The organism is Streptomyces sp. NBC_00038 (genome assembly GCF_026343635.1).
GTDB lineage: Bacteria > Actinomycetota > Actinomycetes > Streptomycetales > Streptomycetaceae > Streptomyces.
This window is the reverse complement of sequence record NZ_JAPELQ010000001.1, coordinates 7,157,894-7,180,124: the sequence shown is the minus strand read 5'-3', so window position 1 is coordinate 7,180,124 and position 22,231 is coordinate 7,157,894. Positions and strand designations below refer to the sequence as shown.

The 22,231-nt window shown below is 68.2% G+C and carries 20 protein-coding genes and 2 tRNA genes; 12 read left to right on the top strand and 10 right to left on the bottom strand.

Annotation, left to right across the window (positions count from 1 at the left end; all coding sequences use genetic code 11):
• Positions 1–186: 186 nt before the first annotated feature.
• A tRNA-Phe gene (locus tag OG219_RS32630) sits at positions 187–251 on the top strand.
• Positions 252–1,026: 775 nt separating this feature from the next.
• On the opposite strand, the gene OG219_RS32625 is transcribed toward OG219_RS32630, so the two are convergent.
• Genes OG219_RS32625 through OG219_RS32615 form a run of 3 tightly spaced genes read right to left on the bottom strand, consistent with a single transcriptional unit; the run spans position 1,027 to position 2,225 of the window.
• Positions 1,027–1,362 carry a hypothetical protein gene (locus tag OG219_RS32625; RefSeq protein ID WP_266832574.1) on the bottom strand — a complete coding sequence of 112 codons (336 nt, stop codon included), beginning with the start codon at positions 1,360–1,362 and terminating at the stop codon, positions 1,027–1,029.
• Between the two features lie 4 nt (positions 1,363–1,366).
• Complete coding sequence (locus OG219_RS32620) at positions 1,367–1,675, bottom strand: hypothetical protein (protein WP_266832572.1); 309 nt, start codon at positions 1,673–1,675, stop codon at positions 1,367–1,369.
• Complete coding sequence (locus OG219_RS32615) at positions 1,668–2,225, bottom strand: bifunctional DNA primase/polymerase (RefSeq protein ID WP_266832570.1); 558 nt, start codon at positions 2,223–2,225, stop codon at positions 1,668–1,670. The genes OG219_RS32620 and OG219_RS32615 overlap by 8 nt, the downstream gene beginning before the upstream one ends.
• 259 nt (positions 2,226–2,484) lie before the next feature.
• Here OG219_RS32615 and OG219_RS32610 point away from each other — a divergent pair, with 259 nt between their 5' ends.
• Positions 2,485–3,858 (top strand): helix-turn-helix transcriptional regulator, encoded by a 1,374-nt coding sequence (locus OG219_RS32610; RefSeq protein WP_266832568.1) that lies wholly within the window; start codon positions 2,485–2,487, stop codon positions 3,856–3,858.
• Between the two features lie 7 nt (positions 3,859–3,865).
• Here the strand turns inward: OG219_RS32610 and OG219_RS32605 are convergent, their stop codons facing one another.
• Positions 3,866–4,792, bottom strand: a complete 927-nt coding sequence (locus OG219_RS32605) for a phosphotransferase family protein (protein WP_266832566.1) — start codon at positions 4,790–4,792, stop codon at positions 3,866–3,868.
• 94 nt (positions 4,793–4,886) lie between these two features.
• On the opposite strand from OG219_RS32605, the gene OG219_RS32600 reads away from it, so the two are divergent.
• Positions 4,887–4,971: transfer RNA gene (locus OG219_RS32600), tRNA-OTHER, on the top strand.
• 135 nt (positions 4,972–5,106) lie between these two features.
• Here the strand turns inward: OG219_RS32600 and OG219_RS32595 are convergent.
• The 4 genes from OG219_RS32595 to OG219_RS32580 form a co-directional block, all read right to left on the bottom strand.
• On the bottom strand, positions 5,107–5,556 hold the full coding sequence (locus OG219_RS32595) for a hypothetical protein (RefSeq protein ID WP_266832564.1): 450 nt from the start codon (positions 5,554–5,556) through the stop codon (positions 5,107–5,109).
• 273 nt (positions 5,557–5,829) lie between these two features.
• Positions 5,830–7,197, bottom strand: a complete 1,368-nt coding sequence (locus OG219_RS32590) for a tyrosine-type recombinase/integrase (protein WP_266832562.1) — start codon at positions 7,195–7,197, stop codon at positions 5,830–5,832.
• A 70-nt stretch (positions 7,198–7,267) separates the two neighbouring features.
• Entirely contained in the window at positions 7,268–7,657 is a 390-nt protein-coding gene (locus OG219_RS32585; RefSeq protein ID WP_266832560.1) for a hypothetical protein, read from the bottom strand.
• 554 nt (positions 7,658–8,211) lie between these two features.
• Positions 8,212–8,928, bottom strand: coding sequence for an NPP1 family protein (locus tag OG219_RS32580; RefSeq protein ID WP_266836309.1), 717 nt, complete (start codon positions 8,926–8,928; stop codon positions 8,212–8,214).
• Positions 8,929–9,701: 773 nt separating this feature from the next.
• Between OG219_RS32580 and OG219_RS32575 the strand changes: the two genes are divergently transcribed.
• Entirely contained in the window at positions 9,702–11,465 is a 1,764-nt protein-coding gene (locus OG219_RS32575) for a beta-ketoacyl synthase (protein WP_266832558.1), read from the top strand.
• 34 nt (positions 11,466–11,499) lie between these two features.
• Here OG219_RS32575 and OG219_RS32570 read toward each other — a convergent pair whose 3' ends face one another.
• A complete protein-coding gene (locus OG219_RS32570) occupies positions 11,500–12,600 on the bottom strand; it encodes a Ku protein (RefSeq protein ID WP_266832556.1) in 1,101 nt (366 codons plus the stop codon).
• Between the two features lie 61 nt (positions 12,601–12,661).
• Between OG219_RS32570 and ligD the strand changes: the two genes are divergently transcribed.
• Positions 12,662–13,549, top strand: coding sequence for a non-homologous end-joining DNA ligase (gene ligD, locus OG219_RS32565; protein WP_266832554.1), 888 nt, complete (start codon positions 12,662–12,664; stop codon positions 13,547–13,549).
• 129 nt (positions 13,550–13,678) lie between these two features.
• Complete coding sequence (locus OG219_RS32560; protein WP_266832552.1) at positions 13,679–14,980, top strand: vanadium-dependent haloperoxidase; 1,302 nt, start codon at positions 13,679–13,681, stop codon at positions 14,978–14,980.
• 7 nt (positions 14,981–14,987) lie between these two features.
• Here the strand turns inward: OG219_RS32560 and OG219_RS32555 are convergent, their stop codons facing one another.
• Positions 14,988–15,791 (bottom strand): nuclease-related domain-containing protein, encoded by an 804-nt coding sequence (locus OG219_RS32555; protein WP_266832550.1) that lies wholly within the window; start codon positions 15,789–15,791, stop codon positions 14,988–14,990.
• Positions 15,792–15,889: 98 nt separating this feature from the next.
• Between OG219_RS32555 and OG219_RS32550 the strand changes: the two genes are divergently transcribed.
• From OG219_RS32550 to OG219_RS32525, 6 genes are all read left to right on the top strand, one after another.
• A complete protein-coding gene (locus OG219_RS32550; RefSeq protein ID WP_266454285.1) occupies positions 15,890–16,399 on the top strand; it encodes a dual specificity protein phosphatase family protein in 510 nt (169 codons plus the stop codon).
• A 136-nt stretch (positions 16,400–16,535) separates the two neighbouring features.
• Positions 16,536–17,261: a hypothetical protein gene (locus OG219_RS32545; RefSeq protein WP_266832548.1), complete on the top strand. Its 726-nt coding sequence runs from the start codon at positions 16,536–16,538 to the stop codon at positions 17,259–17,261.
• Positions 17,258–18,619 carry an ATP-binding protein gene (locus OG219_RS32540; protein WP_266832546.1) on the top strand — a complete coding sequence of 454 codons (1,362 nt, stop codon included), beginning with the start codon at positions 17,258–17,260 and terminating at the stop codon, positions 18,617–18,619. Before OG219_RS32545 ends, OG219_RS32540 begins: the two co-directional genes overlap by 4 nt.
• A 112-nt stretch (positions 18,620–18,731) precedes the next feature.
• Positions 18,732–19,259 (top strand): SH3 domain-containing protein, encoded by a 528-nt coding sequence (locus OG219_RS32535; protein ID WP_266832544.1) that lies wholly within the window; start codon positions 18,732–18,734, stop codon positions 19,257–19,259.
• An 89-nt stretch (positions 19,260–19,348) separates the two neighbouring features.
• Positions 19,349–20,725, top strand: coding sequence for an FtsW/RodA/SpoVE family cell cycle protein (locus OG219_RS32530; protein WP_266832542.1), 1,377 nt, complete (start codon positions 19,349–19,351; stop codon positions 20,723–20,725).
• A gap of 34 nt (positions 20,726–20,759) precedes the next feature.
• A complete protein-coding gene (locus OG219_RS32525) occupies positions 20,760–22,217 on the top strand; it encodes a penicillin-binding transpeptidase domain-containing protein (RefSeq protein WP_266832540.1) in 1,458 nt (485 codons plus the stop codon).
• Positions 22,218–22,231 lie beyond the last annotated feature (14 nt).

The window sequence follows — 22,231 nt, the reverse complement described above, 5'->3', positions numbered from 1 at the left end:
ACTGCCCGATGTTGTGGCTGTGCGCGGACCGGCACGCGTGGTGGCAGTGGGCGGACCGGCCAAACGATCCGTTGGAGGTCTGCCCCGTTCCGAAGCTATTTCGCTGACATCCAACTCTGACATCAACAAGGTCGGACGGGGGCATACAGCAGCATCATCGGGCGACCGTCGGACCAGCCGTCGGCGGCCCCAGATGCGGGTGTAGATCGAACTCCTAAAGCGGGTGTCGCAGGTTCGAATCCTGCGGGGCAACGGACGAAGGGTGGTAGGCAGACAAGGTAGCGACTTGAGCTACCCAATGAGCGCGTTAACCGCGATGCCCAAGCCAACGAGGCCAAAGACCGAGAGGCCGATGATCCACACGGGGTAAGCACGAGCACGCGCCAAACGCGGCATGGGGACACCAAGCTGAGCGCAGCGGTCATTCAGGGGCTTGTGGAGTACGTCCCAACCCTGATCTCGCTCGAACTTCTCAAGCCAAACAGCGTCTGCGATCGCGCTGAGCCGGTGTCTCATCAGCAGTTCAACAGACATGAATGCGATCACTACAGAGAGGAGTCCAGAGCTAAGGCGGGCGAGTTGGCCAGCTCCAGGACCGAGACCAATCGCCATCAAGAAGGCTTGTGCAGTGAGCGCTATACCCGGTACCTGCCAAACCATCTGATCGATGCCTAGATGCCTGGCTGCCACCACCTGATACATGACGAGACGCGCGTCTTGACTCGGTTGCCTGGCCATCTAAGCCCCCATTGATCGCTGCCAGAGCAAGCTCTACTCGTGCAACTGATACCACCAGCAGAAGGCAGTCAAGCCGAGAGCCATCTTTGACAGAATGCCTCCGTCACTGGTTTCCGCCCCGCCTCCTTCTTAAAAGTGGTGCGTTCACGCCCCCTGCTCCTAGCTCATCCATAAACTCCCGGTCGGGCTCTGCCGCCCGTCCGGGCTGCGGCGCTGGGGCGCCGGTCCCGGCCGGACGGCAGAGCCCGACCGATCACGGGAGCAAGCTAGGACCAAGAGGGCCAGGGTTCACAGGACTCGCCAAGCGGCAGAGGCGTGCCGGTGGGGATCGGCTGAGCCGGCCGGAGCCGTAGAGTCCACCGTCTCCGCAGCGAGGCCCGACGCAATCAGCTCGGCCAGGAGTAGCGCCGCCTCCGGACATATTGTGCCGAGGCGCACGAGGCCGTCACCAAAGACGTTCACATCGGCCGCGAGGCCAGGAAAGTCGGACTCCAGTCCCAGGTCTGTGAGTTGGGAGGCCAGCATGTCGGCGCTGTGCCGGGCCTGTATCCAGCCGCGGACGTAGGGAACACCAGGCATCAAGTCCTCAGCGCGCTTGGCAACAACTCCTCGCCGGTCGGTCATAGCGTCAGTCCTCTCGCGTCCGTTGTTCGGGAGTTCCGTGCCGTTCGCTGCTGTTGTCCGTCCCACATGTCAACGCGAGTCGAAGCAGTTCGGCCAGACGCTCCGCCGTTGCCGGTGACACGCGCCCGAGTTCGATCAGTCCGTGTCCGAAGGCGTTGAGGTCGGCTCGCAGGTAGGGAAAATCCTTCTCCATGCCCGCGACGGTCAGAACGTCTCGCAGGGCAGTCGTCGCGTTTCGGGCTGCGTACCAACCGTCGCTGTCCAAGGGGGACCACTGGGCGGCGTCCTGGTGATCGCGTGGTTCATCACGCATCGGCAGCCGACCTCTCAGCGGTGACCATGTCCACGGCAGACGGAGAGGGGTACTTCTCGCCGTACCGGTCGGCGCGTGCCAGCAGTTCGGATGCGGCTACGAGCATGGTTGCCAGAGCGACCGGGCGCAGCGGATTGGCCTCTGGGCGGCGTACTGGTGCGCGGAGCCACTGGTAGCGGTCGCCGGGCAGAGGCAGAGGGCCGGGAATAACGACGACGGAGCCGAGGCTCAGGTAGCGATACGAGGGCGGGCTCTGCGTCTCCCGTTCGAGGAAATGCACGAAGCTCTCTTGGCTCCGGGAGTTGAGCAGGAAGCCCACCCGTCGGGCCTTGTGATCCACCACGACCGGGCCGAACGGCAGTCCCCGGCGTACGAGTTGGTCGAAGGTCTCCAGTCCTGTGCGCTGCTCGATCGTCACCACGTCGAAGAGACGACCGGTCGGCAGCATGCACGGGGTGCGGGGGTCGTCCTCCCAGACCGCCCGGCACATCACCGGATCGTCGGCAGCGGCGGAGAGCCACTCGACACCCCTCCTGGTCATCCTCTGCACGTCATCTCACCTCAGTCGGACTGCGTTGCGGCCGCGATGCCGCCGTGCGTCCAGACTCAGGGTCGAGGCACTGGCCAGGGCAGATGACGTGAGGTGACGGGGGATGACGTGCAAAGGTCTGGCGCGTCATCCCCCGTCGCCCGCCGTCCAAGGACGTTCTCTGACTACTCCCTGCAAGAAGTAATGACCAGCGCGTACATTCAGTTGCGGGACGTTCTCGTATCGGCGCACGAGCAGGGAGTGAGCGGTCACGTCTTCGATGCAGTCGACCAGCGCCCACTTACGTGAGGCTCGCACTGGCCGGGGCTGGAGTCAGCCGAGGTTGGTACGCGAGTTACGCCAGGCGGCTGCTCGGCGCGGTCATCAACTCCCCTCAGACGCCAGCGTCAAGCGCCGCATTGCCAGTTGGGAGAACGGACACAGTTCCCCGGACGACTTCTACGGACCGCTCCTGTGCGACGCCTTCGGTATGAGCGCGGCGGAACTCGGGCTGAACCACGGCGGTGCGCACGACTCGGCCCTCTTGGACGCTGCCTATCCGGCCAGCCCCGATGCGGCGATTCAGACAGTCGGGCAGTTGTGGCGTGCCGATCTCAACGGGTATGAGCCCTTGCTCCAGACCGAGCCGTCCGAGCCGGCGTGGAGCGAAGCGTCACTGAGGTGGTTGGTCGCGCCCGAGCCGACGATTCCCCGGCCCCGTACTGACGGTGCACGCGTAGGTCTCGGCGATGTGGCAGCCGTCAAGACCACCGCGGACATGTTCGCCCATCTCGACGACCAGTTCGGCGGAGATCACGCGCGGCACGCAGTGATCCAGTATCTGAGCAACGACGTGGTTCCGATGCTGCGCGGCCGGTATACCGAGCAGGTGGGCCGGGCCCTCTTCTCCACCGTCGCTGAGGCGACTCTCCTTGCCGGTTGGATGTCGTACGACTCATGCCACCACGGTCTGGCCCAGCGGTATTTCCTCCAGGCACTCCGGTTGGCCCAGGACGCCAATGACCGCCGACTGGCTGGCAGCATCCTTTCCGCCATGAGCCACCAGGCGACGTTCCTCGGTCGATACACGCAGGCTGCCACACTCGCTCGCGCCGCTCTCATGGGCATTTCGCCCGTAGCGACGCCCACCTTGCGCGCCCAATTCCATGCCATGGAGGCCCGCGCCCTAGCACGAACCGGTGATGTCGGCGCGTGCGAAGCCGCGTTGAGCGCGGCAACAAAGGCCCTGGAGAGCCGGAACAGCGATGACGAGCCCGAGTGGATCAGCTACTTCGACGAGGCCGAGCTTGCCGCCGAAGCTGCGCACTGCTTCCGCGACGTGAACAGCGCCCGCCGGGCCGTGGCCCACGCAGAGAACGCCATGAGCGGAAGCCACGTACGAAGCGACTTCTTCGCGACCATGGTTCTCGCCGACGCCCACCTACGAGCCGGAGAAGCCGACGAGGCCTGTCGCGTCGCGCTGGATGCCCTCGATCTCGGAGAACAGCTCAAGTCCGCCCGTTGCGTGAGCTATCTCGCCGAGTTCCGGCAGAACCTTGCCGCAACGGGAGACAGTGCGATCTCCCGGGACTTCACGGAGCAGGCTCAGGAACAAAGATTGTGGGTTGCTTCGGAGGCGCAGCTCAGCCTCTGACCCCGCCTCAAAAAGGGCCCCAGGAGTCTCGCCCCTCGCCGGTTCGGAGCGACCGCACGCGCCGCGCGAACTCCGCCGCAGAACGCTCACTGGAACCGACCTGGTGGCCGAGCCAAGCAACCATCATCAGTTCGCGGAGATCCGCCAAGGTCTCATAGCCGGGCCAGTTCATCAGGTCGAAGCCGTAACGGTGGACGAACTCCCCGTACTCCGCCTTCGTGTGCCAGCCGTACCGGTCGTAGAACATCGCAGTCTGGATCAGGTCCCACTCGCGCGGGGCCAGCGCGACGCCGTCGAGGTCGATGAGCACCGCGTGACCGTCCCGGTGACGGAGCACGTTGCCTATGCTCCCGTCTCCGTGGATCATCCCGAAGGGAAGCACGAAGTCCAGCCGGTCGTAGTCCTTGTTCAGCCTTGCGGCTCGCTCCTCCAGGAACGTGCGGTCTTCCTCCGTGATGCCGGTCATCTGCCTCATGGAGCCCGACAGCTTCGCGAGCGGGTCGAAGTACGGGAGCCTCAGGGACTCGGGCTCCTCAAGCCAGTGGAGTCGGCGGAGCAGGTCGGCCAGCTCGCCCACCGTGGCGTACTCCTCGTGCTCCTGCACGCTCTCCCAGAAGGTCACAACCCTGCCGCCGACCACCAGCGGTTGTGTGACTCCGGCCGGCACCCGAGTAGCCGGAAGGTCTTCCGCCTCCAGCCAGCGGGCAACGCGTACGGCCCGCTCCATCTCCTCCAGGACATCGGGGTCACGGGCAATGCGGACGATGATCGGCGACGTAGATAGCCGGTACACAGCGTTCGAGCCGAGCCGCAGCAACTCGGCGCCGTCCGGGTCGAGTCCGGCTGTCCCACACGCCTCGCGCAGAACAGCCTCAAGGGCTTCCGCCGTGAACTCCGTGCCGCCGTCCTGGCCCCCGCCACTGCCCGAGATCATGCCTCCGACCATACGGCGCCGCCCCGCCGCTCAACAGGTCGCCCACGTAATAGGGGCGTAATGACCATGCTCAGCAGGTCCCATGGCTACCGCTCCCCTGCAGGTCAAGGACCCAAAAGGCTCACGGCCTCATCTGGGCTCCGGAGCCGTGTGCGCAGGTTCGAATCCTGCCGGGGGCACTCGCCGAGGATCAGTAGAAATGAAGCGCTGACCAGGGCGGATGCCGACGCCAAAGGGCGGGACTCAGTCTCACTGAGTCCCGCCCTTTGTCACTGCTGCGCACTGGTCGCGATAGACCTGCGATAGAGACGGCCCTACGAGAACAAACTCGTGATTGCAGCGACCAGCGCAGTGGCGGCGCCTGCTGTGGCCGTCGACGTCGCCACCCGATCCGCGAAAGCGGCCATAGGAGCCCCGCCTACGCCCGCACGCTTGAGCTGCACGTCGACGAAGTGATCGCGAACGTCGAGCGTCGGCGCGCCTTCAACGAGTGCGGTCAAGGTGATCGCTTGCCCCTTCCTAATCAGCTCGGGTCCGAACGAAATGGTTGTACCTGAAACCGCACAGGCGCTGATGACCGCCCCGTGTTGGCCAGCGTCAGCACTCAGTAGCTCCACAATTGAGACGTTCAGATCGATCTCAAGGGCTCGTTGCCGATCAAACTGCTCACTGGCGATCGCATGACGTCCCGAATTCTTCAAGCGGACTACCGCGACGTACGGGTCCGTCAGAGCTACACCGTTGCAGAGGACCTCGATCGTCATGCTCCCGGACTGAAGGCCAGACTGATCTACCAGGGGTGAGGCACTTTCAAGGTCGTACGAAAGCTGACGCTTTGGGGGGAAGAGGGCCCTTCTGGCGTAGTAGACGGAGACTGCGCCCAGAGCCAAGGCGAGGACCGCAAGCCCGATTGTGACTAGGTTGAACCCCTTGCCCTCCAACATGTCCACTGCCGCCTGCACTTCTCCCCTTCCAGTGACTCCCCTGAACGACGCAGTGCAAGGTACAGCGAGCGGCTCACGCTCCGCCATGAGGAGTCACACGAGGTCGTCTGGCCAATCGAGTTCCGCCTCGATCTTCTTGTTCATGGCCTCCTCCTGGCCGTAGATGCACCCCTCGTAGACACGGTGGATCACCTCAGGCGAGTTGCCGACCCGACGGGCAACCTCGGCCACGGGCACGCCGGCGTTCAGCCACGTCGTGATGCAGGTGTGCCGTAGGTCGTACGGCCGACCTCCGAGGATGGACGCCTGAAGGTCCGGCGAGAGCGCGTGCTCCCGAGCGTCCCGCCACACGCGCCAATAGGTGCTGCTGCCCACGAGACCGCCCCGCTCGTTCGTGAAGAGCCGCCCATCCTTGGCTGTGCCGAACTCCTTCAGGTGGGCGCGGAGCATGGCCACGAGTGGCGGGGGGATCGGAACTGGCCGGTTTTCCTTGGCCTCCCTGGACTTCAGGCCGCGCTTGTCGTGGCGCTCTCCGCTGTCTGTCCACTGCTTGCTCGACACGGGGTGCGTGTCGTGAAGCGTCAGAACAGCCCACCCCTTCTCAGGGAGGAAGCAATCAGCCTTCCTGAGCCCCACAGCCTCACTCGGGCGGAGCCCCGCGAAGTACATGACCGCAAAGAAGCCCACCAGGCGCCGACCTTTCTTGCGGTCCCATGTCCCGACGTACGAGACCGAGGCGAGGAGTTGAGCAGCCTGCGTCTTGTTCACGAGAACGCGTGGGTCCACGCGGTCGGATGAAGCACTCTTCACCCTCTTGATAGGGGTGAGCGGGTTCTCCGCCACAAGCTTGCGCCCGATGGCGTATTCAACCGCGGTGTTGAGCGCGCGCCGACGACGCCGGGAGGTCTCCCCCGCCGCGGGGGTGCCGTCCAGCTTGAAGGAAATCCGATACTGAACATCGCGAAGAATCTTCGGGTCTTCCAGCGAGGAGACGAGAAGCGATTTCTTAGAGATCCACCCGTAGGCGTCTTCAAGTTCCTCCGGCGGGTCAAGTTCGGCGTTCTTGGGAACGACCGCCCACCGGAAGGCGAGACGCAGCTCTTCCGGTGACGGTATTTTCTGTTCCTGCTCCACCAGAGCGAGCGTCACCGCGGCGAGCCCGTCGGCGATGCCCTCACGGGTCTTGGCCGCGGCAGTTGGCCAGCGCATCGCCATGCACTCGCGACAGAACGCGAACCAGGGGAGTTCCTCACGGGCTTGCTGCGCACTGGCCTCGGCACGTACCTCGGATTCAGGCAGACCATCCGTGATGTGGAATGCCTCGCCACGGCGCATTTCCTGCCACAGTTCAGATCTGCGACTCTCTGCGAGCGCGACCGTGGCGAAGGTGGCGCTAATGACCTTTCCTCTGACTTTCCAACGGAGTTGGTAGGGACGGGTCTTGCTCTGCGCCTTGGACACCTTCCACAGGCGGACATCGAAAGAAAACCCATCCGGGGCCGAGCAGTTGTTCAAGTCGCCAGGTAGGGCTTCAACTGCCTGTCACAGCAGGAACGATCACCGCTGCGACAGCCGAGAGCAGGCCGCCCACAGCCAGGACGGCATTGAACTTCTCCCTCGCCGTCGGGAAGATGGCACGCCCCACATCGCCCACCTTGCTACGCAAAACGATCATCTTGAGCTTCTGCCACCGATGCTGACGGTTCCGGCACCCCATCAGAATGCCGTAGGCGTTGTTGCGGCAGTAGGTCCGCCCGTCTCGGTTGACCGCTCCACACCAGACCGGCACTTGGAAGAACGAGTAGGCCGACACCGCAGCCGACAGAGCAACAACAATCGGTAGCGACCATTGCTGGCTCCAGGCAACGATGAGGGCTGCAACCGCTATGTATCCCCAGTACAGACGTACCGCTTTCCCCATAGCCACGCAGAGTAGCGGTATGCACACAGAGCTGGCAGGGGTAAACGAGCCACAGAACCGCGTGCCCGCGCCATGCCCGATCGTGCGGAAGGCCGAGGGATGACGGGGTTCACTCGGAACCACATGGCTGCTTCTGTATTGATGAAGGCCAAGGAACGGCGAGGGCGAAGATCAGAAGGCTGGAACCGAGTTGGGCGGTGAAGCGGCGGCGGGCCGTGGCAGAGGTTGATGCGGCGGTGGCCACGCCAACAGGGCACGAGTGAGCAGGAGTTGGAACTCGGCGGTCGGATGTCAGGTGCTTGAGCGTCGGGTTGGGGACCTCGGCGTGCCCTCGGGCACGCCCGTCCCCGCGAAGCGGGCCACAGCCACGGCCGCGAGCAGCGAGGACATCGGAGTTGGGGGAGTTGAAGGAGCAGCAACGAGCACGGCGGCCCCGCGGATCTGAAGCGTAGGGAGCTTCATGATCCACGGTCGCCGTGCTCGTGGTGTGTCAGTGCCTCGCCCTCTCGCCGGATCGGACCGGCAGGAGCCCGGAATGGTCCGGGGTGCCGGTCTCAGGCCCAGGGGTCGAAGGCGATTCCGGCGGGCAGGGTGGAGGCCAGAGCCCAGCTGAAGTTGCTGTCGTTGATCTTGATTGTGGCGTCGCCGAAGTTGGCGGTCATGAGCTTGTCGCGGTAGCCGGCCGGGTAGCCGTCCCAGCCGATGAGGCGGGGGAAGAACCAGCCGCCGGTAGCGTTCTCCGGCGGGTCGTCATTGGTGTTGGCGAAGCGGAAGTCGTGAGTCGAGACGCCGTCCTTGTGGTAGACGATCTTCGGGTGGGTCCCGTTGAAGAGGATCGAAGAGGCCGGAAGGGTCTGATAGGTGGAGTGCTGCGACACCGAGACGTACTGGACCTGGTTGTCGTAGATCCACACGATGACGTGTTCCCAGTCATGCGTGTGTCCGATGGCCGCGGGGCCGAGGGTGGCCTGGTCCTTCTCGAAGTAGCTGGCGTACATGACCGCGGACCAGCCGTTGTTGGTCTTCACGCGTGCGTACGTGTTGGCGTTGTTCAGCTGGGCCAGGTCGTGGCAATGGCCGTTCACATCGCCGCCCAGCGCCAGGCCGGGGTTGATGGTGCCGTCGGCGCCGATGGCGGCGGTGGCGTAGCAACCGTCCCCGTCGTAGTCGTAGGCGGGGGAGAACGTCTGCTCCGTGCCGCCGGCGTTCTGCGGTAACAGCGTGAGGACGTTGGCACTCGCGCTGGTCGGGAGCGCCACGACCAGCGCCATGGCGCTGACGGCACTCGCGAGCGCGGACCAGCCGAGCCTCCTGGACGGACGCTTCGGACGGGGTGTGGTTCTTTCGGGGTTCGTCGTCGACGACAGCGCGCTGCGCACACCAACTCCTCAACACTGCGGGGGGGGGAGGCAAGGGCCGGCGTCCGGCATTCCTTGCGTCGAGATCAACGCCTCTTGCTCGGCAAAGGAATTCCTGGTGAACCGGAGACTCTTTGGGGGAAATAAATCCGGTACGAGGAACCCCCTTATCCGTGTGACGCGGCATCAAAATACCTGGAGGAACCCTTAGTTGCAAGGGAAAAGACCAAGCAGGGGATTTTCCCAAAACGGCATTCGGGGTACTTTGCGAGATCTGACGGGATGGAGAAATGCGGGAAAGTCGGCATTGAGTCTGTTCCGGGCTCCGCCGATCACGCATCGGGTTTACGCACAGGCTTTGCATAGAAAACGATTTCGTCTGCGAGCGGGCGATAGCCGCGAGGCTCTCAAGGGATGCCTGCCGGCTGGTCAGTTCGCCGATGGCGGAGGCGGTATCGCGGGTGCGATTGCCAGTCCTGGCGCGGATGCGGTGCCGCACCAGGTGATCTTCGCGACCTGAGCACCGTACGGGTCGCCGACACCGAGGCCGTGACTTTCACCACGAAGCTGCGCTTTGGGTGACATTGCGCACATTAGTGGCAGGTGCGTCTGTACAAGTCGTTTTTTGTCGTTGACAGTTGGGACGGATATTCCCGTTCCAATCGGCACAGAAAGATCCCGCTCACATGCGCAATTCTGCTGACGTCCCCGTGCAGCCCCACCCCGTCACCGTCGCCGAAGTGATTCCCGGTGATCTTCTCGCTCTGTCGGAGGAGGACGTGGCGGCGGACAGGTGGTTCGTGGTGATGCACACCTTGCCCGAGAACCCGCAGACGATTCGGCTGGCGCTGCGGCCGCCTCTCGGGGGAAGCGATCACGATCGGGTATTTCAGCGGGATCACCAAGTGACGGTGGGGTGTCGGCGGATGGATGTCGCCGGAATTCCGGAGATCGGTTCCGCCGATCTTGACGTGGTGGAATTCCGGGACGGGGATCAGGTCACCTCGCTGCGCGCCGTCGACCCCCGGGCCGTCGAGGAGTCGTACAGCCGCCGGTGGGGTCAGTGGTACCGGGACCTGGAGAGTCGGGTCGAGGAGCCCGTGTCGGACTCGGGGCTGCGGGAGCGGGCCGCGCGTGAGGTCGCGGAGGGGCATGTCGTACGGCATCTCCCCCGGCCGCGTCGGGCGGCCGCCGCCGGAGCCGCACCTCGGCGGGTTGTCGTCACCGGGCTCGGGGCCGTCACGCCGCTCGGTGTGGGGGTGGACCCGCTTTGGGAGGGGCTGGTCGAAGGGCGGTGCGGGATACGGGAGTTGGAGGGCGAGGAGTTCGCCGAGCTGCCCGTGCGGATCGCCGGCAGTGTGCCTGTCGATCCCGTCGGGCTGTTGCCGCGGCCGCAGGCTCGGCGGATGAACCGGGCCGCGCAGTTCGCGGTGATCGCGGCGCGCGAGGCCTGGCAGGACGGTGGGTTCGACGTGGCCGGGACGGTCGAGAGCGGGCTCGAACCCGAGCGGGTCGGGGTCAGCGTCGGAGCCATCCTCGGTGATGCCTCCGTGCTCGTCGGCGGTGATCGGAAGCTGCGGGACAAGGGACCGCGTGCCGTGTCGCCGCTGACCACGCCGATGACCGTGCCCTCGCAGGCCGCGTCCCAGGTGTCGCTCGCGCTGCGGATCACCGGCGAGGCCCGCACCGTGACCAGCGCCTGCGCCTCCGGTACCGAGGCCATCGGGCAGGCCATCGACCGCATCCGGTACGGCCATGTCGATGTCGCCCTGGCCGGTGGCGCGGAGGCCGTGGTCACCCCGGCGATCATGGCCTCGTTCGCCGCGATGCGCGCGCTGTCCACCCACGGTCTCGGCTCCACCAGCCCCTCCCGGCCCTTCGCCAAGGACCGCGACGGCTTCGTCAACGGCGAAGGGGCCGGCTTCCTGCTGCTCGAGGCCGAGGAGCACGCGCGGGCCCGCGGGGCTCGTATCTACTGCGAGGCCGCCGGGTGGGGACTGTCCGCCGACGCCCACCACATGGCCGCGCCCGACCCGTCCGGCAACGGCGTCGCGCTCGCACTGCGGCGGGCCGTGCGGGACGCCGGTGCCCATGTCGTGGACGTCGTGCACGTCAACGCCCATGCCACCGCCACCCCCGACGGCGACCTCGCCGAGGCGGGTGCGCTGCGGGCCGTGCTCGGCGGGAGCGTCCCCGTGACCGCGCTCAAGGGTCACCTCGGTCATCTGCAGGGCGCCGCGGGCGGAGTGGAGGCCGTCGCCACCGTGCTCACGCTCCACCACGGCCTGATCCCGCCCACCATCGGCTGCGAGGAACAGGACGACGCCATCGAGCTGGACGTGGTGACCAAGAGTCCGCGGCCGCTGCCCGCCCTCGGCGATCTCGCCCTCAGCAACTCGTTCGGGTTCGGCGGGCACAACGCGGTGTTGGCCTTGCGGCGGATCGCTTGACCGAAGAACGCCCACAACACGGGTGAGGGGCGGCTCAGGCGGACGTGCGCTTCCTTGGTGACGTCTTCTTCGCCGCGGCCGTCTTCTTCGCCGCGGTCTTCTTCGTGGCGGACTGGGCCGTCGTCTTTGAGGCGGTCGTCTTGGAGGCCGGCTTCTTCGCCGTGGTCGCCGAACTCGCCGTCGTCGCCGTCGTCCCCTTCTTCGCCGTTGTCTTCTTGGCTGCCGACTTCTTCGCCGTCGACTTCTTTCCGCCGACTTCCTTGGGAGCCGTACGGGCCGACTTGCGAGCGGTCGTACGCCCCTGGAGACGGGTGACCTCCGCGGCCTCGCCGGTTTCCTCGCCCTCGCCCCGCGATTCCTTGGCCGCGCGCACGCTCTTCTCCAGGGCGGCCATCAGGTCGAGTACCTTGCCGCCGGTCTTCTCGCCAGTGGGAGCGGCGGGGGCCTCCACACCGGAGGCCTTGGCGGCGATGAGTTCTTCCAGGGCTTCGCGGTAGTCGTCGTGCAGGTCGGCGAGGTCCACCTCGCCGAGGGTGTCCATCAGGGCGTCCGCCAGGTCCAGTTCCTTGTCGCGGACGGTGACACCGGTGTCCGGGGCGACATCCTGGGGGGCGCGGATCTCGTCCGGCCAGAGCAGGCCGTGCATGGCGATGACATCGTCGACCACGCGCAGCATGCCCAGGCGTTCCCGGCCGCGCAGGGCGAACTTCGCGATGGCGACCTTCTGGCTGCGCTTCAGGGCCTCGCGCAGGAGCGTGTACGGCTTGGCGGCCGGGACGCCGTTCGCGGACAGGTAGTACGCCGTGTCCATCTGGAGCGGGTCGATCCGGTCGGCCGGTACGAAGGCCACGATCTCGATCGTCCTGGCGGTCGGGATGGGCAGCTGGGCCAGATCCTCGTCCGTGATCGGGATCAGCGTGCCGTCCGCGTCCTCGTACGCCTTGCCGATCTCCCCGGTCGTGACCTCGCGGTCCTCCGCCTCGCAGAACTTGCGGTAGCGGATGCGGCCGCCGTCGTCGAGGTGGACCTGGCGGAAGGAGATCGAGTGGCTCTCCGTGGCGTTCACGAGCTTGATCGGGATGCTGACCAGGCCGAAGGAGATGGCGCCGTTCCATATGGATCGCACGTGCAGCACCTTCCACTCGATTGCAGCTGGTTTCAGACAATTTCTTATCTTTTGGTGAGATTGTCATCGTATGACGCCGATCACAGTGGTGGAGGGGCGAAGGCTCGCGCTGAGCAATCTGGAGAAGGTCCTCTATCCGGCGACCGGCTTCACCAAGGGCGAGGTGCTGCACTACTACGCGACGGTCGCCGAGGTTCTGCTGCCTCATCTCAGGGACCGGCCGCTGTCCTTCCTGCGCTATCCGGACGGGCCCGACGGCCAGGTCTTCTTCGCCAAGAACGTGCCGCCGGGTACGCCCGAGTGGGTCACCACCGCCGAGGTGCCGCGGTCGGAGGGGCCGGCTCGGATGGTGCTGGTCCAGGACCTGGCGAGTCTGATGTGGGCGGCGAACCTCGTCACCGAGTTCCACACGCCCCAGTGGCTCATCGGGGCGCCGGGGGACGCGGACCGGCTGGTCTTCGATCTCGACCCGGGGGCGCCGGCGACCGTCGTCGAGTGCTGCGAGGTCGCGCTTTGGCTGCGGGAGCGGCTGGCGGCGGACGGGATCGAGGCGTGCGCGAAGACGTCCGGGGCGAAGGGGTTGCATCTGCTGGCGGGGCTGGAGCCGACGCCCTCCGGGCGGGTGACGGAGTACGCCAAGTCGCTGGCCGTGGAGGCGGAGAGGGTGATGCCTCGGCTGGTCGTGCACCGGATGACGCGGAGTCTGCGGGCGGGGAAGGTGTTCGTCGACTGGAGTCAGAACGCCGCGCGGAAGACCACGGCGACGCCTTACACGCTGCGGGCGCGGGCGGAGCCGACGGTGTCGGCGCCGGTTGCTTGGGGGGAGGTCTCGTCGTGTCGGGCCGCCTCCCAGCTGGTCTTTCAGGCGCCGGACGTCGCTTCGCGGTTGGCGGAGTACGGGGATCTGCTTGCGTCCTTGCTCGATCGGGGGTGTGCGCGGGGGCTGCCGCCGCCGTGAGGGGAAGGTGTTTTTTCGCCCCCTCCGCCCCTACCCGTCCCGTACCTGGGGGCTGCGCCCCCAGACCCCCCTGTCGCGCTGACGCGCTCGTCCTCAAACGCCGGACGGGCTGAAAGCCAAAGGAGCCGCATGCGAGCAACATCAACCCCCTCCCGTCTCCTCCCCCGCGCACTCGTCGTCGGGCTCACCGCTCTCGCGCTCGGTGTCTCGCCCTCGCCCTGGGTCTCCACTGCCGCCCCGGCGCCAAGGGCCGCGAGTTCCGATGTGATCCGGGACTGGAGCGAGACAGCTGTCGCCGTGGTCAGCGGGGACGCGCAGCGGCCGACGGCTGAGCCGTTCGTCTGGTACGGCTTTGTGTCGGCTGCCGTGTACAACGCGGTGGTGGGTATCGAGGGCCGGTACGCCCAGTACAAGTGGCATGAGCGCGGCCCGCGTACCGCGTCGTCCGCGGCGGCCGCCGCGGCTGCTGCCCGTCGCGTGCTCCTGACGTACTTCCCGGCGTCGCAGGCCAGGATCGACGCCGCCTACACCGCGTCGCTGGAGAAAGTTCCCGACGGGAAGCCGGAGGACGAGGGTGTCGCCTTCGGGGAGCGTGCGGCGGCGCGCCTCGTCGAGCTGCGGGAGAACGACGGGCGCGGCGCGACGGTGACGTTCGACAAGCAGCCCGCCCCCGGCGTCTGGCGGCCCACCCCGCCGAACAACACGCCCTTCGCCAACCCGTGGATGGCGAAGCTGCGGCCGATGCTCCTCGACTCGCCGGACCAGTTCGTGCCGGGACCGCCGCCCGAGCTGACCTCCAAGCGCTACGCCAGGGACCTCGCCGAGGTGAAGGCGATGGGTGCGAAGACCAGCACGGAGCGGACGGCGGAGCAGACCGAGACCGCGCTCTTCTTCACCGACCCCCTGCCACAGCAACTCCAGGCCGCCTACCGCGACCACACCGCACGGCACGGGCTGGACATCGTCGAGGCGGCCCGGCTGTTCGCCGCCGCCGGCACGGCCTCCGCCGACGCGACGATCACCACGTGGAACTCCAAGTTCACCTACGGCCTTTGGCGCCCCATCTCGGCGATCCGGCTGGCCGACACCGACGGCAACTCCGCCACCGAGGCCGACCCGTCCTGGCTGCCGCTCACCAACACACCTCCGTACCCCGAGTACATGGGCGGCCACTGCGCCAACGACGGTGCCGTCATGAGCGTCCTGGACCGTCTGACCGGCGGTGACATCGACTTGCGGGTCTCATCGGCGGTGACGGGCACCACCCGTACGTACACCGACTCGGCCGACTTCAACCGTGACGTGATCAACGCCCGGGTCTGGGAGGGCATCCACTTCCGGACCGCCGACATCGTGGGCAACCGGGTGGGCAGGCACATCGGGACCTACGCACTCGACCACTACTTCCAGCCGCTCCACCACCGGCGGTAGGGAGCGCTCACACCCGCGTCCACGTGTGCCGGTCACGCGCCATCGCGTGCAGCGCCTCCACGTCCGCCGGTTTCAGCACCCCGCCGATCCGCGCCAGGCCTGCGAGGTCCGTGTCCTTCAGGACCCGGACCCTGCGCAGCGGCGCCGTGACGTCCAGGTCGGCGGGGCCCGCCACGGCAAGGACGGGGTGCACCTCGGCCGTCAGGGCGTACGAGGCGCGGTCGGCGTCGGCTCGGACGCGGCGGAGCAGGGGGCGCGGTTCGCGGCGGCCGACGGTGACCATCGGGTCGGCCACGAGGACGCGCTGTTTACGGGCGTACAGGGCGCGTACGCAGAAGAGGCCGCCGGGGCCGATGACCAGGTGGTGGAGGCGGTCGCCGCCCGGGAGCGGGAGGGAGTGCAGGGTGTGCCAGCCCGCGCCCTCCAGGTGGTCGAGGGCGTCGCCCGCGGCCTGCTCCGCCGCGAGCGCGCGGCGGCGGGGATCGGGGCGCAGGCGGTGGGCCGGGCCCGGGTCGCGGTCGAGGTCGATCAGCAGCGCCTCGCCGGGTCGGTTCGGCGCCAGGTCGTCGTCCGGGTGCAGGGTGAGGCGGGCCAGCTCCGCCGGGGTGGGGACGGGAGGTGGTCCCACCGTCACCGGGCCGGTCAGGAACGGGCCGAGCGCGTCGAGTACGTCCTCTCTGCGCTCCTCGCTGAGCAGGTTGACCCGGGCCGACTCACGGTCGTACCAGGCGACGTTCCTCCCGTCCGTGAGGCAGACGTACAACCGCTCCTGGCCATGCCGCCAGGTCGGTATGACGCGCAGTCCGTTCATGCACCATCACCCCACGACCATGGGAACAGGCGGGGTGCTCCAGGGGCAAGAAGCCGGTTACCTTTGTGAGCAGTTGGGGGAGTTGGTGGGAGGCGCCGTTGCGGACCCGCAGAAGGCCGTCGGACGTGCCGGCTCCGGACAGCCCGTGGAGTGAGATCGTGCCCGGCCTGTGGATGGGCGGGCACGCGTTCACGGGGCGCTCCGGAGAACCGGAGTTCGCCGTCGTGCACGATGAGTTCGACCTGGTCCTGACCTTGTTGCGGCTGCCGGGGCACGGGCCGGATCCGGGCGTCGAGCACCATGTGTGGCCGGTCCCGGACGGGCCCCTCGACGGTACGCAGCTGGCGGGCGTCATCCGTCTCGCGCAGGCTGCCGACGACGCGCTGGAGGACGGGCGCCGGGTCCTGGTCCGCTGCTTTCACGGCTACAACCGCTCCGGTCTCGTGGTCGCGCACGCGCTGATGCGCGCGGGACACACCGCCGACGAGGCGATACGGCTGATACGGACCCGGCGCTCGCCGTGGGCGCTGCACAATGAACTGTTCGTGGAGTACCTGCGGGCCGGGCTCACGACGGCCAGGCTCCTTGAGGAGCTGGCGGAGCCGTGAGCCTCGCGCAGCCGTTCACCGGCCGCACCGGGGTCCGGCCGGTGAACAAAAGGGACTTCCCTACGAATATGGTGTGCGGGGCGAGCCGCTCGCCTCCCGTTTCCCTCGCTGGAGTGCAGTGACCCACAGCCGCCGTGTGCCCAGGGCTATCGCCCTGCTCGCCGCAGTCCCGCTGCTCGCGCTCGCGGGCTGCGGCGACCCTGGCGATCTGCGCGGCGCCGGCGAGACACCCACCGCCGTGGGCCCTTCACGGCTGTGGCCCACCCTGGCACCCGCCACGACGCCCGCGCTCGACTACGGCGAGGCGGACACCGAGGTCGTCAAGGGCATCGCGGTGGCGAACGACGACATCCACGAGCTGGACCCGGTCTCGGTGATCGAGGCTCAGGTCGCCGCCCACCCGGACGAGTACACCGGCCGGACGGCGATGTACCCGGAGACCGCGGAGCGGCTCGGTGACTGCGGGGGCCCGTCAGGCGCGCGGGGCAAGGACTGCCCGGTCCTCCAGGCGTACTACCGCGATCTCACCGGCGACGGCAAGGACGACCTGGTGCTCGGATTCACGGTGCCCGAGGACCAGTTGACCGTGCGGGTCTACACCTTCCGGAAGCACCGGCTGGTCCAGGTCATGAACACCACGGACGCCGTGATCGGCGTCGAGTTCGCGGGCCGCGACCTGGTCGTGCGGGCCGCGTCCACCCTGCCCGGCTACGAGTACCGCACGGTCTGGTCCTGGGACACGCACCAGCGCGCGATGCTGGCGACGCGCGACGAGATCCTGCGGGTCGGCGACGCCACCGAGGCACCCACGCCGTCCAGGTCCCCGGCCCCCACGCCGAGCGCCTCCCCGAGCGCCTCATGAGACTCCCCCTCCAGCGCCTCCCCCAGTGGACCGCCACCCTCACCTGGAAGGCCGCCGCCTTCATCACGGTGATGTGCTGCGGCCTCGCCGCTCTCCTCGGCATCCTCGTGCACGTCTCGGTGACCAACCAGACCGTCGGTGAGGCGCGCAGCCGCGCGCTCGCCCGGCTCACCGAGGTGACGACGGCGTACGAGGCGGGAGACCGGCTTCCGCCGGGGGCGGGCGTCGATCTCCCGGGGCTGCCCGAGCAGTTGCGCGAGCTGGCGGCGGACGGGCAGCGCGCAACGATGGTCGGCAACGACGAGGACCGGCACCCCACGATGTGGGCGGCCGGTCCTGCCGACGGCGGGCGCGCGCTCGCCGTCAAGTTCGACTACTCGCAGGGCGCGCACGCCATCGAGGCGCTGGACCGGGCGATCGTGTGGTCGTCGGCGCTGGCGATCGGGGCGACGCTGCTGGTGGGGGCGTTCGCGGTGACCCGGGTGACCCGGCGGCTGCACGCGACGGCACGGGTCGCGCGGCGGATCAGCGCCGGCGATCTGGACGCGCGCGTCAACGACCCGCGTACCGTCACCGTCGTCGAGCCCGACACGGGCAGCCGTACCGGCGTGGCCCCTCGTACCCGGACCCCCGCCCACCGCCAGGACGAGGTGGCCGCCGTGGCCGCCGCCCTCGACACCATGGCCTCGTCGTTGCAGGGCAAGCTGCTGAGCGAGCAGCGGTTCACCGCGGACGTGGCGCACGAGCTGCGGACCCCGCTGACCGGGTTGCACGCGGCGGCCGAGCTGCTGCCGCCGGGGCGCCCGACGGAGCTGGTGCGCGACCGGGTCGCCGCGCTCCGCACGCTCACCGAGGACCTGCTGGAGATCTCCCGCCTCGACGCCCGGAGTGAGCGGCTCGACCTGGACTCGGAGCCGCTGGTTCCGCTGGCCGAGCGGGTGGTGCGGGCGTCGGGGACCGAGACCGAGGTCCGGGTCGTACGGGACACGCGCGTGGAGACCGACCGGCGCCGGCTGGAGCGGGTGCTCGGGAATCTGGTGGCCAACGCGCACAAGCACGGGCGGGGGCCGGTGGTGCTTGCGGTCGACGGTCCGGTCGTCACCGTGCGGGACCACGGCGACGGCTACCCGGACTACCTGCTGGAGCACGGGCCGCAGCGGTTCCGCACGGAGGGCGGCTCCAAGGGGCACGGGCTCGGGCTGACGATCGCCCTCGGCCAGGCGGAGGTGCTGGGCGCGCGGCTGGCCTTCGCCAACGCTCCCGACGGCGGGGCGGTGGCGACCCTGACGCTCCCTCGGTCCGCGCAGCCTTCCGGGTCCCCCGGATCCCGTCACTCCGATGGCCCCGCAGCTCCCTGAAGGCTCCGAGTTCCCCTGGATCCCCGATGGCGCAGTGTGACCTGCGCGCGCCCCGGCCCGCTCCTAATGTGGCGATTAGTCAGGTTCGCCCCCTTTTCTGGAGGAGCCCCCCATGTCCCCCAAGCCCCTGCGGTCGACGTACACACGTCTCGCCATAACTCTCGCCGCCGGCAGCCTCATCGCACTCGCCGGCGCAACCCCCGCCCTCGCCGACGACGACTGGGACCCCGGGAGCGGCGACAGCCGCGAGTGGGACAACGGAAGGGACGACGGCGACGGCGACGGCCGTGACTGGGAAGAGGACGGACGGGACGACGGAAGGGACGACGGGAGGGAGAACGGCAGGGACGACGACGACCGCGACTGGGAGAACGGCCGGGGTGACGGTCGCGACAACAACCCCCGCCGCTACAAGGGCCGGATCAGCGCCCGCGGCGGGCTCGCCCTGCGCACCGCCCCGAACCGTGGCAGCCGGGTGCTCCGCGTCGCGAGGTACGGCGAGATCGTGCACATCTTCTGCAAGACCTCGGGTCAGTCCGTCGACGGCAACCGCCTCTGGTACCAGCTCACCGACGGCACCTGGGCCTGGGGCGCGGCACGCTACATCGACAACATCGGCCCGGCTCCCCGCTGGTGCTGAGCCCGTACCCGGTGCGCAAGGTGCACCGGAACAGCCCGTTTATCAGCACATAACGGGACATCAGGATCTCCGCTTGCTACGTTCCGGACATGATCAAGGCCGGAATGTCCGGAACGACCGTGGCAGCGGACCCGCCCACCCCCGCTGTACGCCTGCCCCGGCGCCGTGGCATCGAGTTCACCCTCATCGTCCTCGCCGTTCTGCTCTGCGTGTACGGCTACTGCGCTGTCGGTCTCGCGAAGAACGGCACCGTCCCGCCCGGCGCCGCCGGTTACGGCGCCGGGCTCGGCGTGCTCGCACTGCTTGCCCATGTCGCGGTGCGCTTGAGGGCGCCGTACGCCGACCCGCTGCTGCTGCCCATCGCCGTGCTCCTCAACGGCCTGGGCCTGGTGCTGATCTACCGGCTCGACCTGGAGACCCCGCGCGACCAGGCCGCCCCCATCCAGCTCATCTGGTCGACGCTCGGCGTCGCGCTCTTCATCGTGGTCGTGCTCTTCCTGCGCGACCACCGCGTCCTGCAGCGCTACACCTACGTCTCCGTCGTCACCGCGCTCGTCCTGCTGACGCTGCCGATCTTCTTCCCCGCCGTGAACGGCGCCCGCATCTGGATCCGGATCGCCGGATTCTCCATCCAGCCGGGCGAGTTCGCGAAGGTGCTGCTCGCGCTCTTCTTCGCCGGCTATCTGGCCGCCAACCGCAACGCCCTCGCGTACACCGGCCGCCAGATCTGGCGGTTCAAACGGCTCCAGCTCCCCACCGGCCGGGTCCTCGGCCCGATCGTCGCGATCTGGCTGCTGAGCGTGGGCGTGCTGGTACTGGAGCGGGACCTCGGGACATCGCTCCTCTTCTTCGGCCTGTTCGTGATCCTGCTGTACGTCGCCACCGGCCGCACCGGCTGGATCGCGGTGGGTCTGCTGCTCGCCTGTGTGGGCGCGGTCGCCGTCGGCTGGCTCGAACCGCACGTCCACAGCCGGGTGCAGGACTGGCTGCACCCCTTCGCCTCGATCGACGCGGGCGACGGGCCCAACCAGATCGCCCAGTCCCTCTTCGCGTTCGCCGCCGGCGGGATGCTCGGCACCGGCCTCGGGCTCGGCCACTCCATCCTCATCGGCTTCGCCGCCAAGTCGGACTTCATCCTGGCGACGGCGGGCGAGGAGCTGGGCCTGATCGGCCTGTCCGCGATCTTTCTGCTGTACGCCCTCCTCGTCGAGCGCGGCTACCGGGCGGGGCTCACCCTGCGCGACCCCTTCGGGCGGCTCCTCGCCATCGGGCTCGCGTCGATCGTGGCGCTCCAGGTCTTCGTGATCGCGGGCGGGGTGACCGGGCTGATCCCGCTCACCGGGATGGCGATGCCGTTCCTCGCACAGGGCGGGTCCTCGGTCGTCACCAACTGGATCATCGTGGCGCTGCTGATCCGGATCAGCGACTCGGCGCGGAGTCAGTACGACGGGACGGCGGCGCCTTGAATCGCCGGGTGCGTCTTGGGGAGGTCGTTGCGTTGTGACGCGCTACATCCGTCGGGCCGCAGCTCTGTGCGCGGTGCTTCTTGTCGCTCTGCTCCTGAACGCCACCCGTGTCCAGGTCTTCCAGGCCCGGTCCTACGACGAGAATCCCGCCAACCGCCGCCAGCCGATCGCCCGTTACGGCCAGCCTCGCGGCGACGTCCTCGTCGGCGGCAGGGCCGTCACCGGCTCCAAGGACAGCGGCGAGCAGCTCCGCTACGAACGGACGTACAAGAACGGGCCGTTGTACGCACCCGTCACCGGCTTCGCCTCGCAGGTGTACGGGACCGCGCTCCTGGAGAACGCCGAGGACGGCATCCTCTCCGGCAGCGACCCGATGCTCACCCCGCTCCCCCTGTGGAACGACCTCACGCGCGCCCAGAACCCCGGCGGCAAGGTCGTCACCACCCTCGACCCGGCCGCGCAGTTGGCGGCGTACGAGGGGCTCGGCTCGCGGCGGGGCGCGGTGGCCGCGATCGAGCCGTCCACCGGGAAGATCCTGGCGCTGGTCTCGACACCGTCGTACGACCCCGAGGAGCTGTCCGGGACGGGCCCGGCGGTGGAGGAGGCGTGGGCGCGGCTCAACGGGGACGAGAGCAAGCCGATGCTCAACCGGGCGATCCGGCAGACGTATCCGCCGGGGTCGACGTTCAAGGTGGTGACGGCTGCGGCGGCGCTGGACGCGGGCGTGGTGGGGGATGTCGACATGCCGACCGACTCTCCGAATCCGTACACGCTGCCCGGTACGACGACCCACCTCACGAACGAGATCGAGGGGTGCGAGAACGCTTCGCTGCGGTACGCCTTCGAGTGGTCCTGCAACACCGTCTTCGCGAAGCTGGGCGTCGATGTGGGGTTGCGTGACATGACCGGCACGGCGGCGAACTTCGGCTTCAACGACCGGAAGTTGAGGATTCCGTTCGCCGTGGCGCCCAGCAACTTCGATACGCGGCTGGACAGTGCTCAGCTGGCGCTGTCCTCCATCGGGCAGTTCGACACCCGGGCCACGCCCCTGCAGATGGCGATGATCTCGGCCGCCGTGGCGGGGGGCGGCTCCGTCAAGTCGCCTTATCTGGTGGAGAAGACGACGACCCGGAGTGGTGCCACCGTGTCCACCACCGGGCCCAGGACTCTGCATCAGGCGATGAATCCCTCCACCGCGCTGCGGCTGCGTGAGCTGATGACGGATGTGGTGACCGAGGGCACCGGCTCGAACGCCGCCATCCCCGGCGCCACCGTCGGCGGCAAGACCGGCACCGCCCAGCACGGCATCGGCAACTCCGGTACGCCGTATGCCTGGTTCATCTCCTGGGCCGAGGCCGACGACTCCGTGGAGTCCGCGGTGGCCGTCGCCGTCGTCGTCGAGGACGCGTCGGCCGAGCGGGGGGACATCAGTGGGGGTGGGGATGCGGCGCCCATCGCGAAGGCGGTGATGGAGGCGGTGCTCGGGCTGTGAGCCGAGCGCCGGGG